Annotated in this window: 11 protein-coding genes; 2 read left to right on the plus strand and 9 right to left on the minus strand. The window is 63.2% G+C overall.

What is annotated here, in order from left to right:
- Positions 1-26: 26 nt before the first annotated feature.
- From AABQ55_RS15105 to AABQ55_RS15120, 4 genes are all read right to left on the minus strand, one after another.
- The gene (locus AABQ55_RS15105; RefSeq protein WP_272805588.1) at positions 27-2,030 is read right to left on the minus strand and encodes an AAA family ATPase; all 2,004 of its coding nucleotides are present in this window, start codon (positions 2,028-2,030) and stop codon (positions 27-29) included.
- The gene (locus AABQ55_RS15110; protein ID WP_272805589.1) at positions 2,008-2,265 is read right to left on the minus strand and encodes a hypothetical protein; all 258 of its coding nucleotides are present in this window, start codon (positions 2,263-2,265) and stop codon (positions 2,008-2,010) included. Before AABQ55_RS15110 ends, AABQ55_RS15105 begins: the two co-directional genes overlap by 23 nt.
- Before the next feature lie 126 nt (positions 2,266-2,391).
- Complete coding sequence (locus tag AABQ55_RS15115) at positions 2,392-4,728, minus strand: ATP-binding protein (protein ID WP_272805590.1); 2,337 nt, start codon at positions 4,726-4,728, stop codon at positions 2,392-2,394.
- Positions 4,725-4,937, minus strand: a complete 213-nt coding sequence (locus AABQ55_RS15120; protein WP_272805591.1) for a helix-turn-helix transcriptional regulator — start codon at positions 4,935-4,937, stop codon at positions 4,725-4,727. The genes AABQ55_RS15115 and AABQ55_RS15120 overlap by 4 nt, the downstream gene beginning before the upstream one ends.
- Before the next feature lie 202 nt (positions 4,938-5,139).
- Here AABQ55_RS15120 and AABQ55_RS15125 point away from each other — a divergent pair, with 202 nt between their 5' ends.
- Positions 5,140-6,336, plus strand: a complete 1,197-nt coding sequence (locus tag AABQ55_RS15125) for a tyrosine-type recombinase/integrase (protein ID WP_272805592.1) — start codon at positions 5,140-5,142, stop codon at positions 6,334-6,336.
- A gap of 268 nt (positions 6,337-6,604) precedes the next feature.
- Complete coding sequence (locus AABQ55_RS15130) at positions 6,605-6,919, plus strand: hypothetical protein (RefSeq protein ID WP_272805593.1); 315 nt, start codon at positions 6,605-6,607, stop codon at positions 6,917-6,919.
- Positions 6,920-7,136: 217 nt separating this feature from the next.
- Here the strand turns inward: AABQ55_RS15130 and AABQ55_RS15135 are convergent, their stop codons facing one another.
- The 5 genes from AABQ55_RS15135 to AABQ55_RS15155 all read right to left on the minus strand — a co-directional run bounded on the left by AABQ55_RS15135 (position 7,137) and on the right by AABQ55_RS15155 (position 16,048).
- A complete protein-coding gene (locus AABQ55_RS15135; protein ID WP_272805594.1) occupies positions 7,137-8,690 on the minus strand; it encodes a caspase family protein in 1,554 nt (517 codons plus the stop codon).
- Positions 8,690-10,372 carry a caspase family protein gene (locus AABQ55_RS15140; RefSeq protein WP_272805595.1) on the minus strand — a complete coding sequence of 561 codons (1,683 nt, stop codon included), beginning with the start codon at positions 10,370-10,372 and terminating at the stop codon, positions 8,690-8,692. The genes AABQ55_RS15135 and AABQ55_RS15140 overlap by 1 nt, the downstream gene beginning before the upstream one ends.
- Positions 10,369-11,262 carry an OmpA family protein gene (locus AABQ55_RS15145; RefSeq protein ID WP_244765352.1) on the minus strand — a complete coding sequence of 298 codons (894 nt, stop codon included), beginning with the start codon at positions 11,260-11,262 and terminating at the stop codon, positions 10,369-10,371. Before AABQ55_RS15145 ends, AABQ55_RS15140 begins: the two co-directional genes overlap by 4 nt.
- A 67-nt stretch (positions 11,263-11,329) precedes the next feature.
- Complete coding sequence (locus AABQ55_RS15150) at positions 11,330-14,683, minus strand: c-type cytochrome (RefSeq protein WP_272805596.1); 3,354 nt, start codon at positions 14,681-14,683, stop codon at positions 11,330-11,332.
- Between the two features lie 105 nt (positions 14,684-14,788).
- Complete coding sequence (locus AABQ55_RS15155; RefSeq protein ID WP_244765350.1) at positions 14,789-16,048, minus strand: ferredoxin reductase family protein; 1,260 nt, start codon at positions 16,046-16,048, stop codon at positions 14,789-14,791.
- Between the last annotated feature and the right edge of the window lie 210 nt (positions 16,049-16,258).

Genomic DNA, 16,258 nt, shown 5'->3' on the forward strand with positions numbered 1-16,258 from the left:
ACGTTTTTCTCAACGCCGTACCGCCCTTACTCCCTTACGGTACGATCTGAGCCAGTACGGCTCCGCTTTCGTCCAGCCTTTTCGGCCATGCCCTGGACGACGCTCGCCCACTTCCGCTGCTCATGGATATCGGCAGCCGCAGATGACGCAGCTTCCTCTCCCTTCTTCGTCAGCTTCCATTGCTGGAGCTCATAGAGCACATACTGCGCGCGCTTTAGCCGATCCGTGGAGTTCTGCGCGCGCTTCTTGTCGGGCTCGCCTTTCGCATTGGTCCAGCCATGGAATTCAGCAAGGTCCCGCAGAGACCGATTGCCGTTCTGCCGAATGGCGAGCAACATCACCTTGTCGTCGCCGTTGTCGGAATCGGCACGCTGCGCCACCTCGTCGTCCCCAACTGGTGCCGCCATGACGGTCGGGATCGGCCGCCCCTTGCTGTCCACCAGCGCTGGGGCGTTGATCGTCTTCAGGTCGAACGTCAGCGGCTGGAAGTCTGGTCCACGATGCTTCCCTTGCCAGTGCAGCACCGACATCTCCCCCCGTTTCGCCAGGGTGAGGTTCCCGTCGACTTCGTTCAGGAAGGCACCGCCACCTCGAGGAAGCAGGTTATCAGCACCGGCATTCTTGACCGGATGGCTGGCCGCGAGCACGGCCGGGCGCCATTCCATCTTGGCAAGCTCCCGGAGTTGGCGGGCATAGTTCCCCATCTCGACGTTGCTGTTCTCGTCCGAGCCGGTGAAGTAGGCTGCAGTGGTATCCACGATGATCAGGTCAACGCCGCCAAGGTCTCGGGCTCGCTCGGCAATATGGCCGAGGAATTCCGACACAGAGAAGACACCTCTGATGAAATGCACGTCGAGATCGTCCGCATCGAGGACGTGTTCGTGAAGGAGGCCGATCCACCTCATTGTGACGTCGTCGGGGTTCTCGCCGGCGAAGTAGAACACCCGTCCGCCTTTGGTCTCGCGCCCCGCAAACGGCGATCCGAGCGCGGTGCAGAGGGCAAGCAGCAGCGCCACCGCCGTCTTCCCGGAGCCGGTCTGGCCGGTGAGCGAATACAGAAAGCCCGACTGCATGATGCCGTCGACCGCGTAGTCCGGCGGCACGAACCCCCTGACAAAGTCGCCGCTATGAACGAGCTCAGGACCGGCGGGACGGTTGTCATTCGCCGCCGCAGGCATCGCGGCCTTGGCGAGAGCCTGCAACTGCTCAACCGTGTTGCCGGCCGCCAGCCAGTCGGTCACATCGCCTTTGTCCGGCAACCCTGGAAGCTCGACACGCTTGACCGTGGCGATGCCCTGCAGGAGCGCGATCACCTTGTCTGCCTTCTCCGCACCGGGCGCATCGTTGTCAGGGAGAACGAACAGCGTTCGCCCTTTGAGCGGCGAAAGGTCCAACGGCCACGAGCCGTTCGGCGCGGTCGTGGCGAGCACGCCAGCATTGATCAGCGTGTCGACGTCTTTCTCGCCCTCAGCGATGTATACGGGCTCGCCAGGCCGTGAAGCTATTTCCGGCCAGCGGTAGATGATCGGACCGGGACGGCCGGAGAGCCAGCCGCCCTTGCCGTCAGGCTGCCGCTGAAGGAACGTCTTGGATTCGGTGGCGTGCTGATAGCGCAGCACCTGAAATAGAACTTCGCCGTCCAGATCCACGTAGTCGTATTCAGCCGCCAGCCGGAAGCCTCGGCCTGTCAAATGGCCGTCATAGAATGCCCTCGGGGCCTCCCTGGTTTTCAGGAGACCACTATGGGCAGCAGGCGCCTCGACTTTCTGACTGGGCGTGAAGGCCGGCTCGCCGCAGCGCTCGAGCACCCAGTCCTTGATTGCGACGGGGTCCTCACCGCTGAAGCAGTTGACCAGCAAACCACGAGGCGCGGAAGGATCGACCGTGATGGAAATCTCGGGCGAGCCCTTCTTGTGACCAGGAGCATGGGCGACGACCTTGCTGGTGCCGGCGATGACCTTGCCGCCGATCGCTTTCGCGACGGCGTGCGGGTCGAGATAAACGGGCTCAGGCTGCGCGGCTGCGTTCATGGGCGGTCTCGCTCCTGTAGGCATCGATAATGATGGACTTGAGTTCGGCAACGGCCGCTGGCGCGAAGCTCAGGACCGACAGACCACCAGCGTTCGGCGAATAGACTCGAAGATCGCCATTGCCGGCGCGCACGAGGCGCAGACCGTTGACGCGGATCTCCGGTGTCACCTGAACACAAGCAACCGCTAATGTGTTACCCGGCCTGTCGAGCCGGTTGATGGACAATACTTCCAAGGTTTCCTCCTAGATTTTCGCGCACGAAGGCGCTGCCCGCCGACTGTGGGTCGGCGATTTTAAAGAACCGACGAAAACGCACGTCGGATTCAGCTTGCTTATTTCGATCTCAGAAACGGCGGATCTTTAAGCGGCGATTGTCCGCGCGGTTTCCGACGCCCAGTCGGACCAGTGCTCCGCGGGGTTGCCTCCGAGGTACGCGGGCAATGTCTCCTCGATGTCCTGCGCAGATGGGAACGAAACCTCCGCCACCGCAGCCTCTACCTGCCCTTCGATATCGGCTTCAGCCAGAACGCGCTCGCGGATGGCCTCGCGGAGAAAGTCGCTGGTGTCGTCTATGATCGTGTCCAGGACATAGTCGGTGGGCGGGATTACCTTCTCGACACCGTGCTCTTCCATCTTGCGGTCCAGCCACGCAATGAACTGGGGCATGGTCATCGCATTCAACTCGAAGCGCTTTCCCTGCAGCCATGCCGACCAGTCCGTGCCGTCGACCCGGTTCTTGATGTAGTCGGCGACCGGAGCGGTCTTCCCGTCTTTCTCGCGGTCTTCAGGATCGAGGCCCATCTCGTATGCTTCCCAGGGCTCGAGCCCTATATTGATGATCTCGACCTTCCTGCGCCCGCGCGCCCGCGTTTCCTCCTGCAGCGTCTGGAAGATCATAGTTCCGAATGCGTCGGCATCGTGCGCACAGAACACGGTGATATCCTCCTCGGCGTCGTCCGCGAGCATGTCCAGGAAATCCCGCACGGCTCGAGTGCTGAAACCCTTCGATGTCAACAACGCACAGTCATAGCGCTCGGGCCATTCTGCCGACTTGAGCGCTTCGAAGAAGCCTTCCTTTTCGATGAACAGCACCTTGTTGAATGCCCACTTCGGCCGGCGATATCCTTCCACGGTCAATGTGCCGATCGGAAACTCTAGCCCGGTGTGCGGATGATAGAGCGTGCCGCGGGCGTCGCGATACATGCCAGGTATCATCCCCGTGTCTTCCTCATAGGCGGTGATGATCGCGTTGAAATTACCGTATGTGGGCTCGGCGCCGAGTTCAGAAATGATGTACGGTCGAACCGCGTAGTAGAGTTGGCGGCAGTTGAACCGGTACTTCCCGTGATCGCTGACCTTGGCAATCGCCTCATCCAAGACGGACAGAACGATCTCCTTCTGGGAGCGTTTCGCGGGAACTTTCGGCGCCGCCCGCTTGGCACGCTTGACGGCCGACTGGATGGCGGCCGCGATCTCCTTGACGAACGGCGTGAGATCCGGCTCTTTTCCATCGGTGGTGATCGGCACATGGGGGGCGATGATGTTGAAGACGATATGGTATTCGCCCCGCTCAGCATCGAACCTGTGACCGAGACCGCAGCCGTGGATACTGACGCTCTTTTTGTTCCTGTAACCTCGGATTTCACCCGCGATGGGAGTCCGGTTCACAAAGGCGCTGATAGAGACCTTGTCCTCGGCGGACCCGTGGTACTCGCACCACGCTTCTACGACGAAGGGTATTTCCGCCTTCGGATTGCGTGCGCCGATTTGCACTGACCCCGCTTCTACCGCATGCCACTTTGGCAGCGAGTCGATCCTGCCAACGGACCCCAGACGCTTCGGCGACACTGGCTTGGCGTGGGACCGAGCCGCACCCAATAGGGCAACTGCCTGGTCGCGGTCGAGCGACGCGCAAGGCATGCCCTTAAATGCCTCGGCGATCAGACCAGCCTTCGCACCCGAGCACCCATCCAACTGCGCGACAAGTTCACGAACCGGGCGTTCACGGCCCGCCTGAAGCAGCTCGAAGAAATGATCGGCGTCATACCAGAACGGTGAAGCCTTCCCGCCATAAGCCTCCCCTGGGGCCATGCGTATGGCTTCCTCACCCCACCGCATAGCCAGTGGGTCATGCGGCATATCCGGACCGAAGGAAATGCAAATGCGAGTGCCTATCGGATAGTCCGCCAGCGAGGATGACACCGATGTGCCGCCGTCATCTCGCGGAGTAAGTCGATGCTCCGCGTTCCGCGTGGTGACGGTCAGCTTCCCGCCTGACGCCAGCACGGCACCAGCGACGACACGGAGGCCGTTGCCCAGCGCTCCGCGCTTAGGCAACCGCCAGAGCTTGGAGGATACCATCGGCCGGTTGATGGAGAACATGCGCGCGATATCGGCAGGGCGCCCCTCAATGCCGGGACCATCATCCTCAACTATATAGGTGTCGGTCTCGTCAACACGGATAGACGCTGAGCCACCGGCGTCAAGGGCGTTGTCGACCAACTCCTTTAATACGAGACGACGAAGCAGCCGCGCCGGGACGCCCGCCTTCTGGGACAAGGTGCCAATGGATCGGAAGAGAACCCAATCCGGGCGCTCGAATTGAAACTCGGATGTTTTTGGAATGGTGGTTAAGCTTGCTGAATTCTGGTTCGCCGCGACCGGAATTTCAAAGAGATCAGGTGCAGGCAGGCTCATGCCGTGGCCTTCCGCGCGGAAGCTTCCTGCTCGGCTATCCACCATGAGATGGTGGAGCGGCGCGCTGCGACAGTGCCCCCCAGTTTAAAGTGCGGCAAGCCGCATTCATAGATCAATCGGTATGCCTGGCGCTGGGTCACGCCGAGATGGCCAGCGATGGCTTTCGCCCCCATAAGGATTGTTGTGTCGTTGTCGTTGTCGTGCTTCATGTCGTCTCCCTTCAATTGACGTGGGGAACGGCCCCCCACATTTAATATGTGCTACCAATAATCTACCTTTTATATTTCATGTATATCTAATATACAGTTATACCACTGTTTCTATTATCGAAATAAATTCACTCCGCTTCCCTTGTTTTGCACCATGTTCCAATACATATTATGCGCCATAATATCATTATTAGGTTCTCAGATGGCGACGATCACTAAAAGGCGATGGACAACCAGCAAGGGTGAAGAGCGAGAAGCTTGGACGCTGGCGTATAATGATCGATCCGGGAAGCGGCACAAAGAGCAGTTCCCAAAGAAGCGCGAAGCCGAAGCCCGCCGCATCGAGGTTGAGGGACAGATCAGTACTGGAGCGTTCCGCGCAGAGGCCGCGACCAAGACCGTCAAGGACGCCATTGGCGCCTACATCGCCCACCTCGAAAAGCGGCACGGGCGCGGCGAGCAGGTGACGACTATGTATCTTCGCAATACGCGAGGCCAGCTTCGGACACATGTCGAGGCGGAGATCGGCGACACGAGGCTCGCCGAACTGACGGCGCGCACCGTTACCGATCTTGTCGATAGGTTGAAAGACAATGGCGTCGGCCTTCCGACGGTGCGCCGGGCCATAGGTGCACTATCCCGTACCCTCCAATTCGCCGTGGGACAGGATCTCGTCGCCTCCAATGTTGCAAAAGGTGTGCGCGTACTCGGCAAGCGTGGCGAGGGGTCAGAGAAGGTCGTCCCGCCATCCAAAGCCGTGCTTGCGCGGGTAATTAAAGCGGCAGCCGAGTACATGCCAGATGCCCCCAAGGGGTTTGGGCCGGAGGCCGAAGCGCGGTTCAGGAAGCGCGCGGCCGAGGCAAACGACTATGCTCTTCGAATAAAGTTTGCTGCGGCGACCGGCCTGAGGGCGAGCGAGCAATGGGCGCTCAGGTGGAAGCATCTCGATCTGTTAGGTCGATCGGTCACGGTCGAAACCCGGCTTGACGCATTCGGAGAATTCGACACGACCAAGTCTGGTGCCGGGCGTCGAACCGTCCCCCTCAGCCAAGCATTGGCAGACGAACTTGCGGCCCGTCGTAAGGTATCGAAATTCAGCGGCGATGACGATTTTGTCTTTCCGGATTCCAACGGCGGCTTCACCCGGCACACTCAGTTCATGAGCCGTCGGTTCAAGCCTATCATAGAAAAGGCGGAGGTTCCGGCAACGGGCTGGCACGCCCTGCGGCACTTCGCGGTCAGCACCTGGATTGAGGCCGGCCTCCAGCCCAAGGCGGTGCAAACGTTGGCCGGCCACGCGACCTTCCAGATCACGATGTCGAGATATGGGCACATGTTTCCCGCCGAGGATCACGGGGCGGCAATGGATAAAATCGCGTCGCAACTTTACGCCGTTTAACCGGACTTACCGTTAGCCAGTGGCGCATAAATGGCGCATGAAACGCTACATAGACTGATTTCCCAAGGTTCGCATAAAGCCTTTTAATCAGTAGGTCCAGGGTTCGAATCCCTGCGCGCTCACCAAAAAATCAAAGGCTTAGCCTTTGAAATCAGCTCAAACGGGCTAAAATGACCCTCACACATGCCGCGTACAGTCTCGCAGCGCCGCGAATACGCGTTGCTGCGGGATTGCATCGACCATGGTCGAAGAGCGCAGGGAGGCCGCCATGGACATGGAGCTGTTCATTTTTCTGGTTCTGGTTGTCGTTTTCGCAGGCGGCGCAGGCCTCGTGATCGGCGGCGCACGATGGATCGTTTCGCACCTGGTCGGTTTCGCCGACGAAGGACATGCCCACAGGCTGGCCCGGGCCCTTGGCAAACCTGCAGGCAAAGAAACGCAGATGCAGGGGTTGAGGAAGGGATTGATTTTGACGTCGGCCGGAGCCGCCCTCATGCTGGCTGGCTACTACGGCCTCAATGCCTTCACCGCATCCGAAAAAGAGGCGCGGCAACCAAGCGCACAGCTACCCGACTCGTTTTGAAGCCAGCCATGCCGACGCGAATGCGTCGATCTGGGCTCTTCGATCTGCAAAAGCCTCGACACGGATGCTTTCCCCCTTCCCCGACTCGGACCCTGTCGGGCAGGCCACGGGCCGCGACCTCCGCCAAGTCGCGCAAAGCCTGAGGTGACCGGCCGCACTCCCGCTCTTCCGGTCGCGCATATTATGAGCGGCTGGCAGGCCGCCGTCGGAGGTTCTGTCAGTAGACCGCGTATTTCAGAAGCCCGAGCGACCAGTTGACGCTGCGGTTTTCCGTGTCGCGGGTCCAGGTCTGCTGCAGCGTGCCGGCAATGTCGGCGATAGTGGTGCGGGCGTCGAGTTCCTTGGTCAGGCCGTAGTCGTTGGGGGCGACCTTGGTGAGGTCGACGTCGTCGGCGATGACGATGGCGACCAGCACGTTTTCGCTCGGGCCTTCCGCTTCGAAATCGAAGCCGTAATAATCGTCCGGAATGGTGAGCGGGGTGTTGGCGGAGAGCGGCGTGATCTTCTGGGCCGCCTCGTTCGGGAAGATCTGGGTCGCCTTGCCCTCCTTGTCGACGTCGTAGAGGATGAGGTGCCCGCCCGTGTTGCTGGTCACGGTGATGCGGAAGACGTCGCCGTTCTTCAGGCTGTCGGAGGAGAGCGCCACCTTGACGTCGCCGGTCTCGGCCTTGCCGAGGATATCGCCGACGGCATCCACCGGGTCGGCGGCAACATAGGCGGTCTGCTGGGTGTTCTCGACCTTCACCTCCTCGACCTTGCCGTAGTCGGGCGTCTGCTGCTGGGTGTCGCCGCCCGTCTGCGGCTGCTGGTATTGCTGGGCGGTGGCGTCGGCGGTCGGCGTTACGGCGCTGGCGCCGAGCAGGGCGTAGTTGACCTCCAGTTGCGGGTCGAGGCTCTGGCACTGGGTCTGCGCGGCGCAATAGGTCTGCGATTGCTTCTTCACATATTCGAGCAGTTCGGCATTGGAGACGATGCCGTTGCCGTTGCTGTCGCCCGCGGCGATCTCGTGGCCGTTCACATAGGAAAGCGTGAAGACGCCGTGGCGCTCGTCCGGCGGCAGGCGCGTGTCGTCCCAGGCGACCTGGTAGGAGGAGGCGGCGCTCCAGGCCTCCACGCCGTTCTGCTTGGCGATTTCGGGCTTGTCGACCACCGCGACGTCGATGCGCAGGCCGCGCGTCTTGACCGCCTCCACCGGCTTGGCGAAGGGGCGCGGCAGGAAGCGCGCGCTTTCCAGCACCTCGCCGACCTTGGGCGAGAGCGAGCGCGAGATCGTGCCCGAATGGCAGGCGTCGATGACGATGGAGACGGCGCGGTCCTTGAGCTTGGCGAGCATCGCGTCGATCTCGTCGTCGAGAATGACATTGGTCCAGTCGCCGTCGCCGGCGGCGATGTCGAAGGTGGACAGCGCCTCGTCCAGCCCGTCCTCCTCGTCGCCGTTCTGGTCCTTCACCTGAAGGCCGTGGCCGGAGAAGTAGAAATAGACGCGGTCGCCGGGCTGGGTCCCGGCGATGAGCCATTCGTCGATGCTGGCGAGAATGGCGGCCCGGGTCGCATCCTTGTCGCGCAGGACGCGGATCGATTCGGGGGCGAAACCCTGCTTCTCCTTGAGCAGCTTCTCGATCAGCGGCACGTCGTTCTTCGGGCCTTCGAGGAACATCTTCTCGGGCAGCGTGGCATAGGTGCCGATGCCGATGAGAAGCGCCCGGTCGGCCGCCTTGGCGCCGGAAACGAGGCAGAGCGAGAGAAGAAGAGCGGCGGCGTAACGGATCATCAGAGCGTTTCCCGCGTGTAGAGGGGTTGGATGGCGACGCTCGCCTCCTTGCCGTCGAGCCGGGTCAGCAGCGCCTTCAGCAGGGTTTCGGACGTCACGGCCTTGTCGGCGAGCACCGCGCCGATCGCGTCGACCGGTTCCGCGGTCCAGATCGTGATCAGGTGATCGGCGCCGAAGGGCTTGACCACCTCGACATCCGTCAGCTTGAACTGCGAGCTGGCCGTGCCGGCCACCTGCATGTCGAGGAACTGCACCTCGCCCGTATTGGCGAGGTTGAAGACCAGCATGTTCGGATAGCGGCCGGGCGGGGCGTCGAAGCGCAGGCGGTTTCCGGCGGCGTAGATGTCCTTTGCCGGCGTGAGCGAGACGGAACCGGGGTTCTGGCTGGCGAGCGCCTTCAGGAAGTCAAGCAGCACATATTTGTCGACCACAGCCTGGATGCGGTCCGCCCCGACATTCTCCGCCGCCACATCGCCGTTCGGGGTGTAGAAGACGCCGCCCGCCACATCCCAGCGATAGGGCGTGCCGGTGCCGTCGGCGTTCTTCGGCCTGTCGGCGGTGCCGTCGATCTGGAGCGCGATGCTGCCCGTCCAGCCGAGCTCCCTGGCCGGCTTGATGGCCTTCGGCGTGGTCGCGGCGCCGCCGGTATCGGAGGTGTCCGTCGCCGCCACCGTGGCGGTCTCGACCGGAATGCCGCGCGTCAGCCGCACGACGACCTCGCCCTCCGAGCGCGCCACCTGCGGCATGAAGTTCGGCACCTGTAAGGCTTCCGAGCGGTTCTTCACGTTGGAGAAGATATAGTCTTCCAGCTCGATGCGGGTGATGACGCCGTCGCCGTCGCGGTCGGCGCTGCCTTCCACGGCGCGGGCGAAACTCCAGCTGAGCGCGCCGCGCGGCTCGCCGTCGATGATGACCTCCGGCGTCGGCTGGCTTTCGAGCGAGGCGGCGAGCACCGTGACCTGCTTGAAATCGATCTCCTTGAGGTTGGCGCCGGCCAGCGCCTCCTGCGAGGGCGGCGCGAGCTTGACCGTGACGGCCGGCGCCAGCCGGCTCTTGCCGGTGACGGAACGGCTCATGCCGCCGGAAAAGCAGCTGTCGGACACGAAGAGCACATGCACGCCCTTGCTTTCCGCCTCGCCGAACCAGGCGTTCATCTCGTTGTCCACGATGATCTCGTTCGAGGTTTCCGCATAGCGGTTGCGATCGAAGCCCGGCAACTGGAGGAATTCGTCGAGCCCGTCGGCCTCGTCGCCGGCGACCAGTTCGGGCATCTGCGCGCCGTGGCCGGCATAGGTGAAGATGATCGTATCGCCCGCCACCGCCTCAGCGACCATGTCGGTCCAGGCCTTGCGGATATCGTCCTTGCGCGCCTCGGCATTGGTGAATTTCCGCACCGTGAAGCCCGCCGCGCTCATCGCGCGATAGACGTCCTCCGCATCGCGCACCGCGCCGTCGAGGCTGACATCGTTGGGATACTGGTCGACCCCGACGACGAGCGCATGGGTCTGCGCGGCCCGGGCCGGAAGCGGCATTGCGGCGGCAAGGCAGAGCGCAAGAGCGGTTCCGGCAAAAGCGCGAAGCAGCCTTGCGCCGGCAGGTGCGCCAACACAAGATGGCAGGGCGCTCTCGCCTTTCGGGGAAAAGCGGAAAGGCTCCAGCAGGCGGGGCAGCATCCTGGTCATTCCACGTCCACTTCCACCCGGCGGTGCAGCTGGTTCAGCGTCTCCGTGTCATAGGCGCTGGCATCGTCCGGCTTGAAGGGCTGGTCCTCGCCCTTGCCTACCACGGTGATCGTGCCGGCATAACCGTTGCTGGAGAGATAGCCCTTCAGCGTCTCGGCACGCGCGACGGACAGCCTGTAGTTGGCGTCCGCCGAGCCGACGGGATCGGTATGGCCGATCAGCGTGATCGATGCGGGCTTGACCGCCTTCAGGCATTCGGCGAGGTCCTTCGCCGCCTCGATGCCCTCCGGCGTGAAGTCCGCCGTGCCGAAGACGTAGCGCACGGGCGTCGACTTCTTCTTGATCTTCACGCCGCGGAAGGAGACCTTGCAGCCGCCGCGCATGGCAAGCTGCACCGGCCGCGGCGCGGCAAGGCGCATTTCGCTGGCGAGCTTGTCGAGGCGCAGGATGTATTGCTCGTCCGGCGCCATCCAGTCCGGCGTCAGCGTCTCGTTCGAGCCGTCCTCCAGGGCGAGCTGGTAGAAGCGGGCCGCCTGTTCGTAGTCCTTGCGTTCGCGCGCGAGGTCGCCCAACGCATCCAGCACCTGCCAGGGGCCGCCATATTGGCGCTGCAGGTCTTCCAGCGCCTGCCGGTGGTCGGAAAGCTTTCCGCCGGCGCCGACAGCGGCGACGATGCGGTTGAAGGTGACGAGCGATGCGACGCGGCCGGTGAGCGCGCGCTCGTTGGCGCTGCAATTGGCCGTGCCGGCCGTTTCGGCGAGCGCGTGCGCCTTCTGTTCGTCCCCTGCGTTGAGCGCCTCGACAACGCCGGTAAAGGCATCGCAGGCCGCGGCAGCCGGAGCCGCTCCGGCCAGTACGAAAAGTGTCGCTGCAAGGGATCGCTTCAGCATTGTCGGTCCAGCCCTCATATCCTCATGGAAGAAACGGACAGGGGCCTGAAGGCCCCTGCCCCATGCATCATTTGATCTCGAACGTCACCATCTGGACGCCGCTTGCCCCGTTGTCCTTCTCGGCCTGCTTGGCGAGATTGATGGCAAGGCCCCGCGTTACCGGCTGCTTCGTGCTTGCGGCCAGTTCCTTGGCTTTTTCGGCCGTCAGCTTCTGGTCGCCAAGGCCGCCGATGCGGCAATAGGCGATCATCGTTTCGCCGGGCGACGGCGAATCGAAGGTGAGGTTGCCCGTGCCCGGCTGCGGGATCAGGCGGCGTTCCCTGGCATTCAGCGTCGTATTGCCGATCATCACGTCCGGAATGATCTCCACGTTGCCGGTATCCTCCACATACATCACCTGCAGCTCGCAGGCATGGTTGGTGCTCAGTTCAAAGGCAAGGTAGTCCCCCACCTTCGCACTTGTCGATGCCACATGGACGGCAAGTTTCACCTTGCTCTCCTTGGCCTTGTCGTCCTGCTTGTAGGCCGGCACGACATAGCTCGCGCTCGCGGACTGGTCGCCGCCGGTCGCCTGGCCCTGCGTGCCCGCCTGCTGGTAGGCGTCGTTGCTGGCGGCGGCCTGCTCCTGCTTCTGCTCGGGCTGCTGCTGGTAGGCGTCGTTGTTTGCGACCGCCTGCTCCTGCTTCTGTTCCGGCTGCTGGTAGCCGGTATTGCCTGCGGTGTTCACCGCCCCGTCCGGGTTGACGCCGCGCTTCAGCGGCTCGAGCTGGAGCAGCGGCTGCAGCATGAAGGCATATTGCTCCTCGACCTCGACGCGCGGGATCGTGGCCCCCGCCTCGAGCGTGGCGACCCAGTCGAGGCCAATGCGCAGCGCATTGACGTCGGTGAGGCGGCGGATGTCGGACGAGAACTCCTCCGGCGTCATGTCGAACTCGGCCGCAAGCTGCTCGAAGTTCAGCTCGTCCTCGTACTTGTCGGCGAAGTAGGTGAAGATCTCCGCGCCGCCGGGCGCCTTCAGGCTGGTCTTGCCGCCGCCGGCCGTCGGCTCCGTGATGCCGAGGCGGTCGAGCGCGGCGACGAAGCGATCCGTGTCGCGCTTGTAGACCTCGTTCAGCTCCTCCTGCGGCACGTAGATGGCGAGCAGCTCGTCCTGCTGGTCCTTGGAGAACAGCGTCGACGTCTCGATATGCTCGCGGAGCTGGTCGCGCTTCGACAGGATGCCGTCGAAATGGCAGTCGAAGCACGAGCGCGCATTGATGATCTCGACGCCCTTGCCGATCGGCCGTTTGCGGAAGGAGACGATCGCCGTCGGGCCGATGTCGAGCTGGTCGCCCTTGTTGGTCGACAGGTAGTAGCCCTGCATGCCGTTCGGGAGCGAGAAGATCATTTCGCCGCCGTCATGCTCGAAGGGCTGGAGGCCAGCCTTCAGGCGAATGCCCTCCGGACCCGCCGGGAAGCGCTTCAGCACCTGCCGGCCGACGTCGCCGGCGAAGTCGTAGGATTTCCAGTAGTAGCCGCCGAAGGGCATGTCGTGCCGTTCCAGCATGCGGTTGTGGTCGGAAACACCGGACGAACCGTCGGCAAAGCCGGCGCGGACGATGCGGCGGCGCTCGATGTTCTGCTCGACGGGCACGCCGAAGCGCTTTTCCAGCTCGGCGATGTTCGTCGGCAGTTTCATGAGGCGGTTATAGACCTTCGGCCGGGCGCCGTTGCTCATGAACCAGTCGACGCGCATGATCGGCAGCTGCGTCTGCGTCGCCTTGGCAAGCGAGTGCAGCTGGGCGTCGCTGACGGGGTCCACGCCATAGAAATATTCGTTGATCAGGAAGTCGTAGTCCTCCTGGCTCCATTCGAGATCGCGCAGGTCGACGCGCACGAGCAGGCCGTCGGAGCCCTCCACCTCTTCCGGCAGCACCAGTTCCGGCCCGTATGAGAGCGAGTTGAGCAGCTTCTTGAAGCCGCCGGCCAGCACCCTCATGCGCTTCAGGAAGGTCTCGTGCGATTCGCAGCTCATCATGCCGTTGTACTGGTCGCGATAGCTGAAGTAGCGCATGAACGGCTGGTCGTGCTCGTCGACCCTGGAGATGTCGCGCAGCGCCAGCTCGACGAAGTCGAGATATTTCAGCATCGGCCGCGAGCGCTCGGTCTTCGTGGCGGAGACGGCGGTCGGGATGGCGTCCTTGTTCAGCGAGTTGATCCAGTTGGCAAGGCTCTGCACCTCCGCATCGTCCGGGCGCTTGCCGAGCGGCATGCGGCCACTGGTGACGCTGGTGTAGAGCAGCGACTTGGCGGCATCGCCGGGCGTCACGAAGGCCGGATTGGCGGCGATCGAGGCAAGGTCGCCCGCCGGGAACGAGCCTTGCGAGCTTTCGCCCGGGCCATGGCAGTTGCGGCAATATTTGCCGATGAAGGCGTCTGCCGCCGAGGCGAACTCGGCGCTGCCGCCGCCGGCGGTCAGGGCGCTTTCGGCGGTCGCTTCGCTGCAGACCGGCGCGGTGCTGGTCTCGACCGGCGTCACCTTCACCTCGCGGTCGGCGAGGAAGGCGTACATCGCCTGCTTGTCCTCGTCGGGGAGCGTCGAAAGGCCCTGCGCGATGCGGCGCATGACCGGGTCGGACAGCGGCGAACCGGAGAGTTTCTTGCCCTCGTCGATCAGGCCCCTGGTGAAGACCTCGTGCGAGGCAAGGCCGCTCATGCGCGCCTTGGTGATATCGGGCGCGACCGCGCCGGTCAGGCCCTTCTCCCCCTCATAGGCGCGGGCGAGATCGAGGCCATAGGTCGTGGTGCGCGGCGTGTGGCAATCGCCGCAGCCGCCGACATTCTCGACCAGGTAGCGGCCGCGCTCCATCTGCGTCTCCTCGCGCGGCTGGTAGGCCTGCACGGTGAAATGGCTGCGCTTCCAGAGCGTGATCGTCGTCTGGCGGCTGAACGGGAAGGCGATCTCGTGTTCCTTCGAGGCGGCATCGGATTGCGGCAGCGTCTCGATATAGGCCTTGATGTCCAGCACGTCCTCCGGCTTCATGCCGCCATAGGACGTGTACGGCATCACCGGGTAGAGATTGTCGCCGTCCTTCTTGAGCCCGACCATCACGGCGTTCAGGAAGTCCGCATTGGACCAGCCGCCGATACCGTTCGGATGGGCGGAAATGTTCGGCGCGAAGAACTTGCCGATCGCCGTCTGCATCTCCATGCCGCCGGACAGAAGCTCGGTATTGTCGCCGGAGCCGTGGCAGGCGCCGCAGCCGGCGGCATTGAACAGGAGCTTGCCGTTTTCCGCATCCGCCTTGTAGGTGCCGAAGGCATCCGACGCGAACTGGTCGACGGCGAGCGCCCCGGTCGGACAGAATGCCGCCACGGCGAGGCCGAAGGCAGCGGCAAGCCGGGCGCCGGGGCTGAAGAATGATGTGCTGAACATGCGCATGGCTTGTTCCTTTCGCTCCATGGAGCCGGCGCACCGGCTGGAAATGCAATCCTTGAGACACAATTCCGGATGAGAAACCGCCTTGCAGTTTCCCTGGAAACTGTCCTACCGAAACTCGAAACGCTCGAACTCGACACGGCGCGGCGCCTTGCCGAGTTCTCTCAATCCTTTTTCGATCGCCAGCCTGAGCGGCGGCGGACCGCAGAACCACAGGTCGGCCTCGGCCGGGTTCATGCTGGTGCCGGAGACGAGCTTGGTCGCGTCGAAACGCCCGTCCGTCGCAGAATTGTGCAGCACGAAGTTGAAGTTCTCGAGCTTTTCCGCCTGCGCCCGGAACGTGTCGAGGCCGATCGCCTCGGCCCCGTCGCGCACACAGTAGACCATGTGGATGTCCTGCCCCTCGTCGCCCTTCAGCCGGCTCGCCATGGCGAGGAACGGCGTGACGCCGATGCCGCCGGCAAGCCAGATCTGCTTCTTGCCGCCGCGCCTGTGGTTGAAATGCCCGTAGCCGCCCTCCAGCGTCAGCGCATCGCCGACCGCCACCGCCTCGCGCAGCGCCTTGGTGTAGTCGCCGAGCGGCTTGATGGCGAAGCGCACCGAGCCGTCGTCCTCGATACCGGCGATGGTGAAGGGATGCGGCTCGCGCAGGCCCGGCTTGTTGACGCGGAAGAAACCGAACTGGCCGGGCATGGCCCTGAGCTTGCGGCCCGTCGGTTTCGCCGAGATGATCGTCGCCCCGTCATGGCGCTCGACATTCACCACCTCGTATCTTCGCGTGCGCAGCCAGGGCAGGAGCTGGGTATAGGCGTAGCTGAGGATCCCGAGCGCGGCGAAGAGGTTGAGATAGACCGCCAGCAGCACCGTGCCGTCATAGGGACGCTTGATGAACATCTGGTGGAAGGCGACGAGCACGAAGAGCAGGCCGATGAAGCGGTGCGTGATGCGCCAGTACTGGTAGGGAATCTGGAAGCGCGTCTTCGGGATCACCTTCACCAGGCTGAGGACGAGCAGGAAGACGAAGCCGTAGAAGGCCCATTCGCCCGCCGTCCTGGCGAGCACGTTGAGGCCGCTCGTCACCGACAGGCCCTGGAAATCCGGCGCCACGAAATAGTGCACGAGGATAAGACAGAGCACCGCGATGCCGATCTTGCGGTGGAACTGGTAGATGCGGTCGAGCCCGCCGAACAGCTTCTCGATGAAGGGCGGACGCGTCGCCATGAACTGCGCAATGCCCATGGCGACGAAGGCCATGGAGGAGGCCATCAGGGAGAATGTGGTTCCGGCATTGGTATGGCTGACGGCCGGCACGGCCAGCAAGCCGGCAAAAATGATCAAAAGTGTTGCGACGATGGAACCCGCAGTCAACGTATGCCCCCACAAATTCAACTGGTCCGGTCCGAAATCCAAGGCATGCTGGCAAGGCCCATGACGTTCGTCAACCGCATTCCTCCTATCGACGGGCGGGCGCACGGCTTTATTCGGGATGGTTTTTTAGGAACGGGAAATGTCTCGGGACGGCGGGGAGCGCGGCGCCGCAGGCCGGGCACGGATACGAAAAGGGCGCCGTCCGGCGCC

Origin of the sequence: Shinella sp. WSD5-1 (assembly GCF_963942435.1) — a bacterium.
Lineage (GTDB): Bacteria > Pseudomonadota > Alphaproteobacteria > Rhizobiales > Rhizobiaceae > Shinella > Shinella yambaruensis.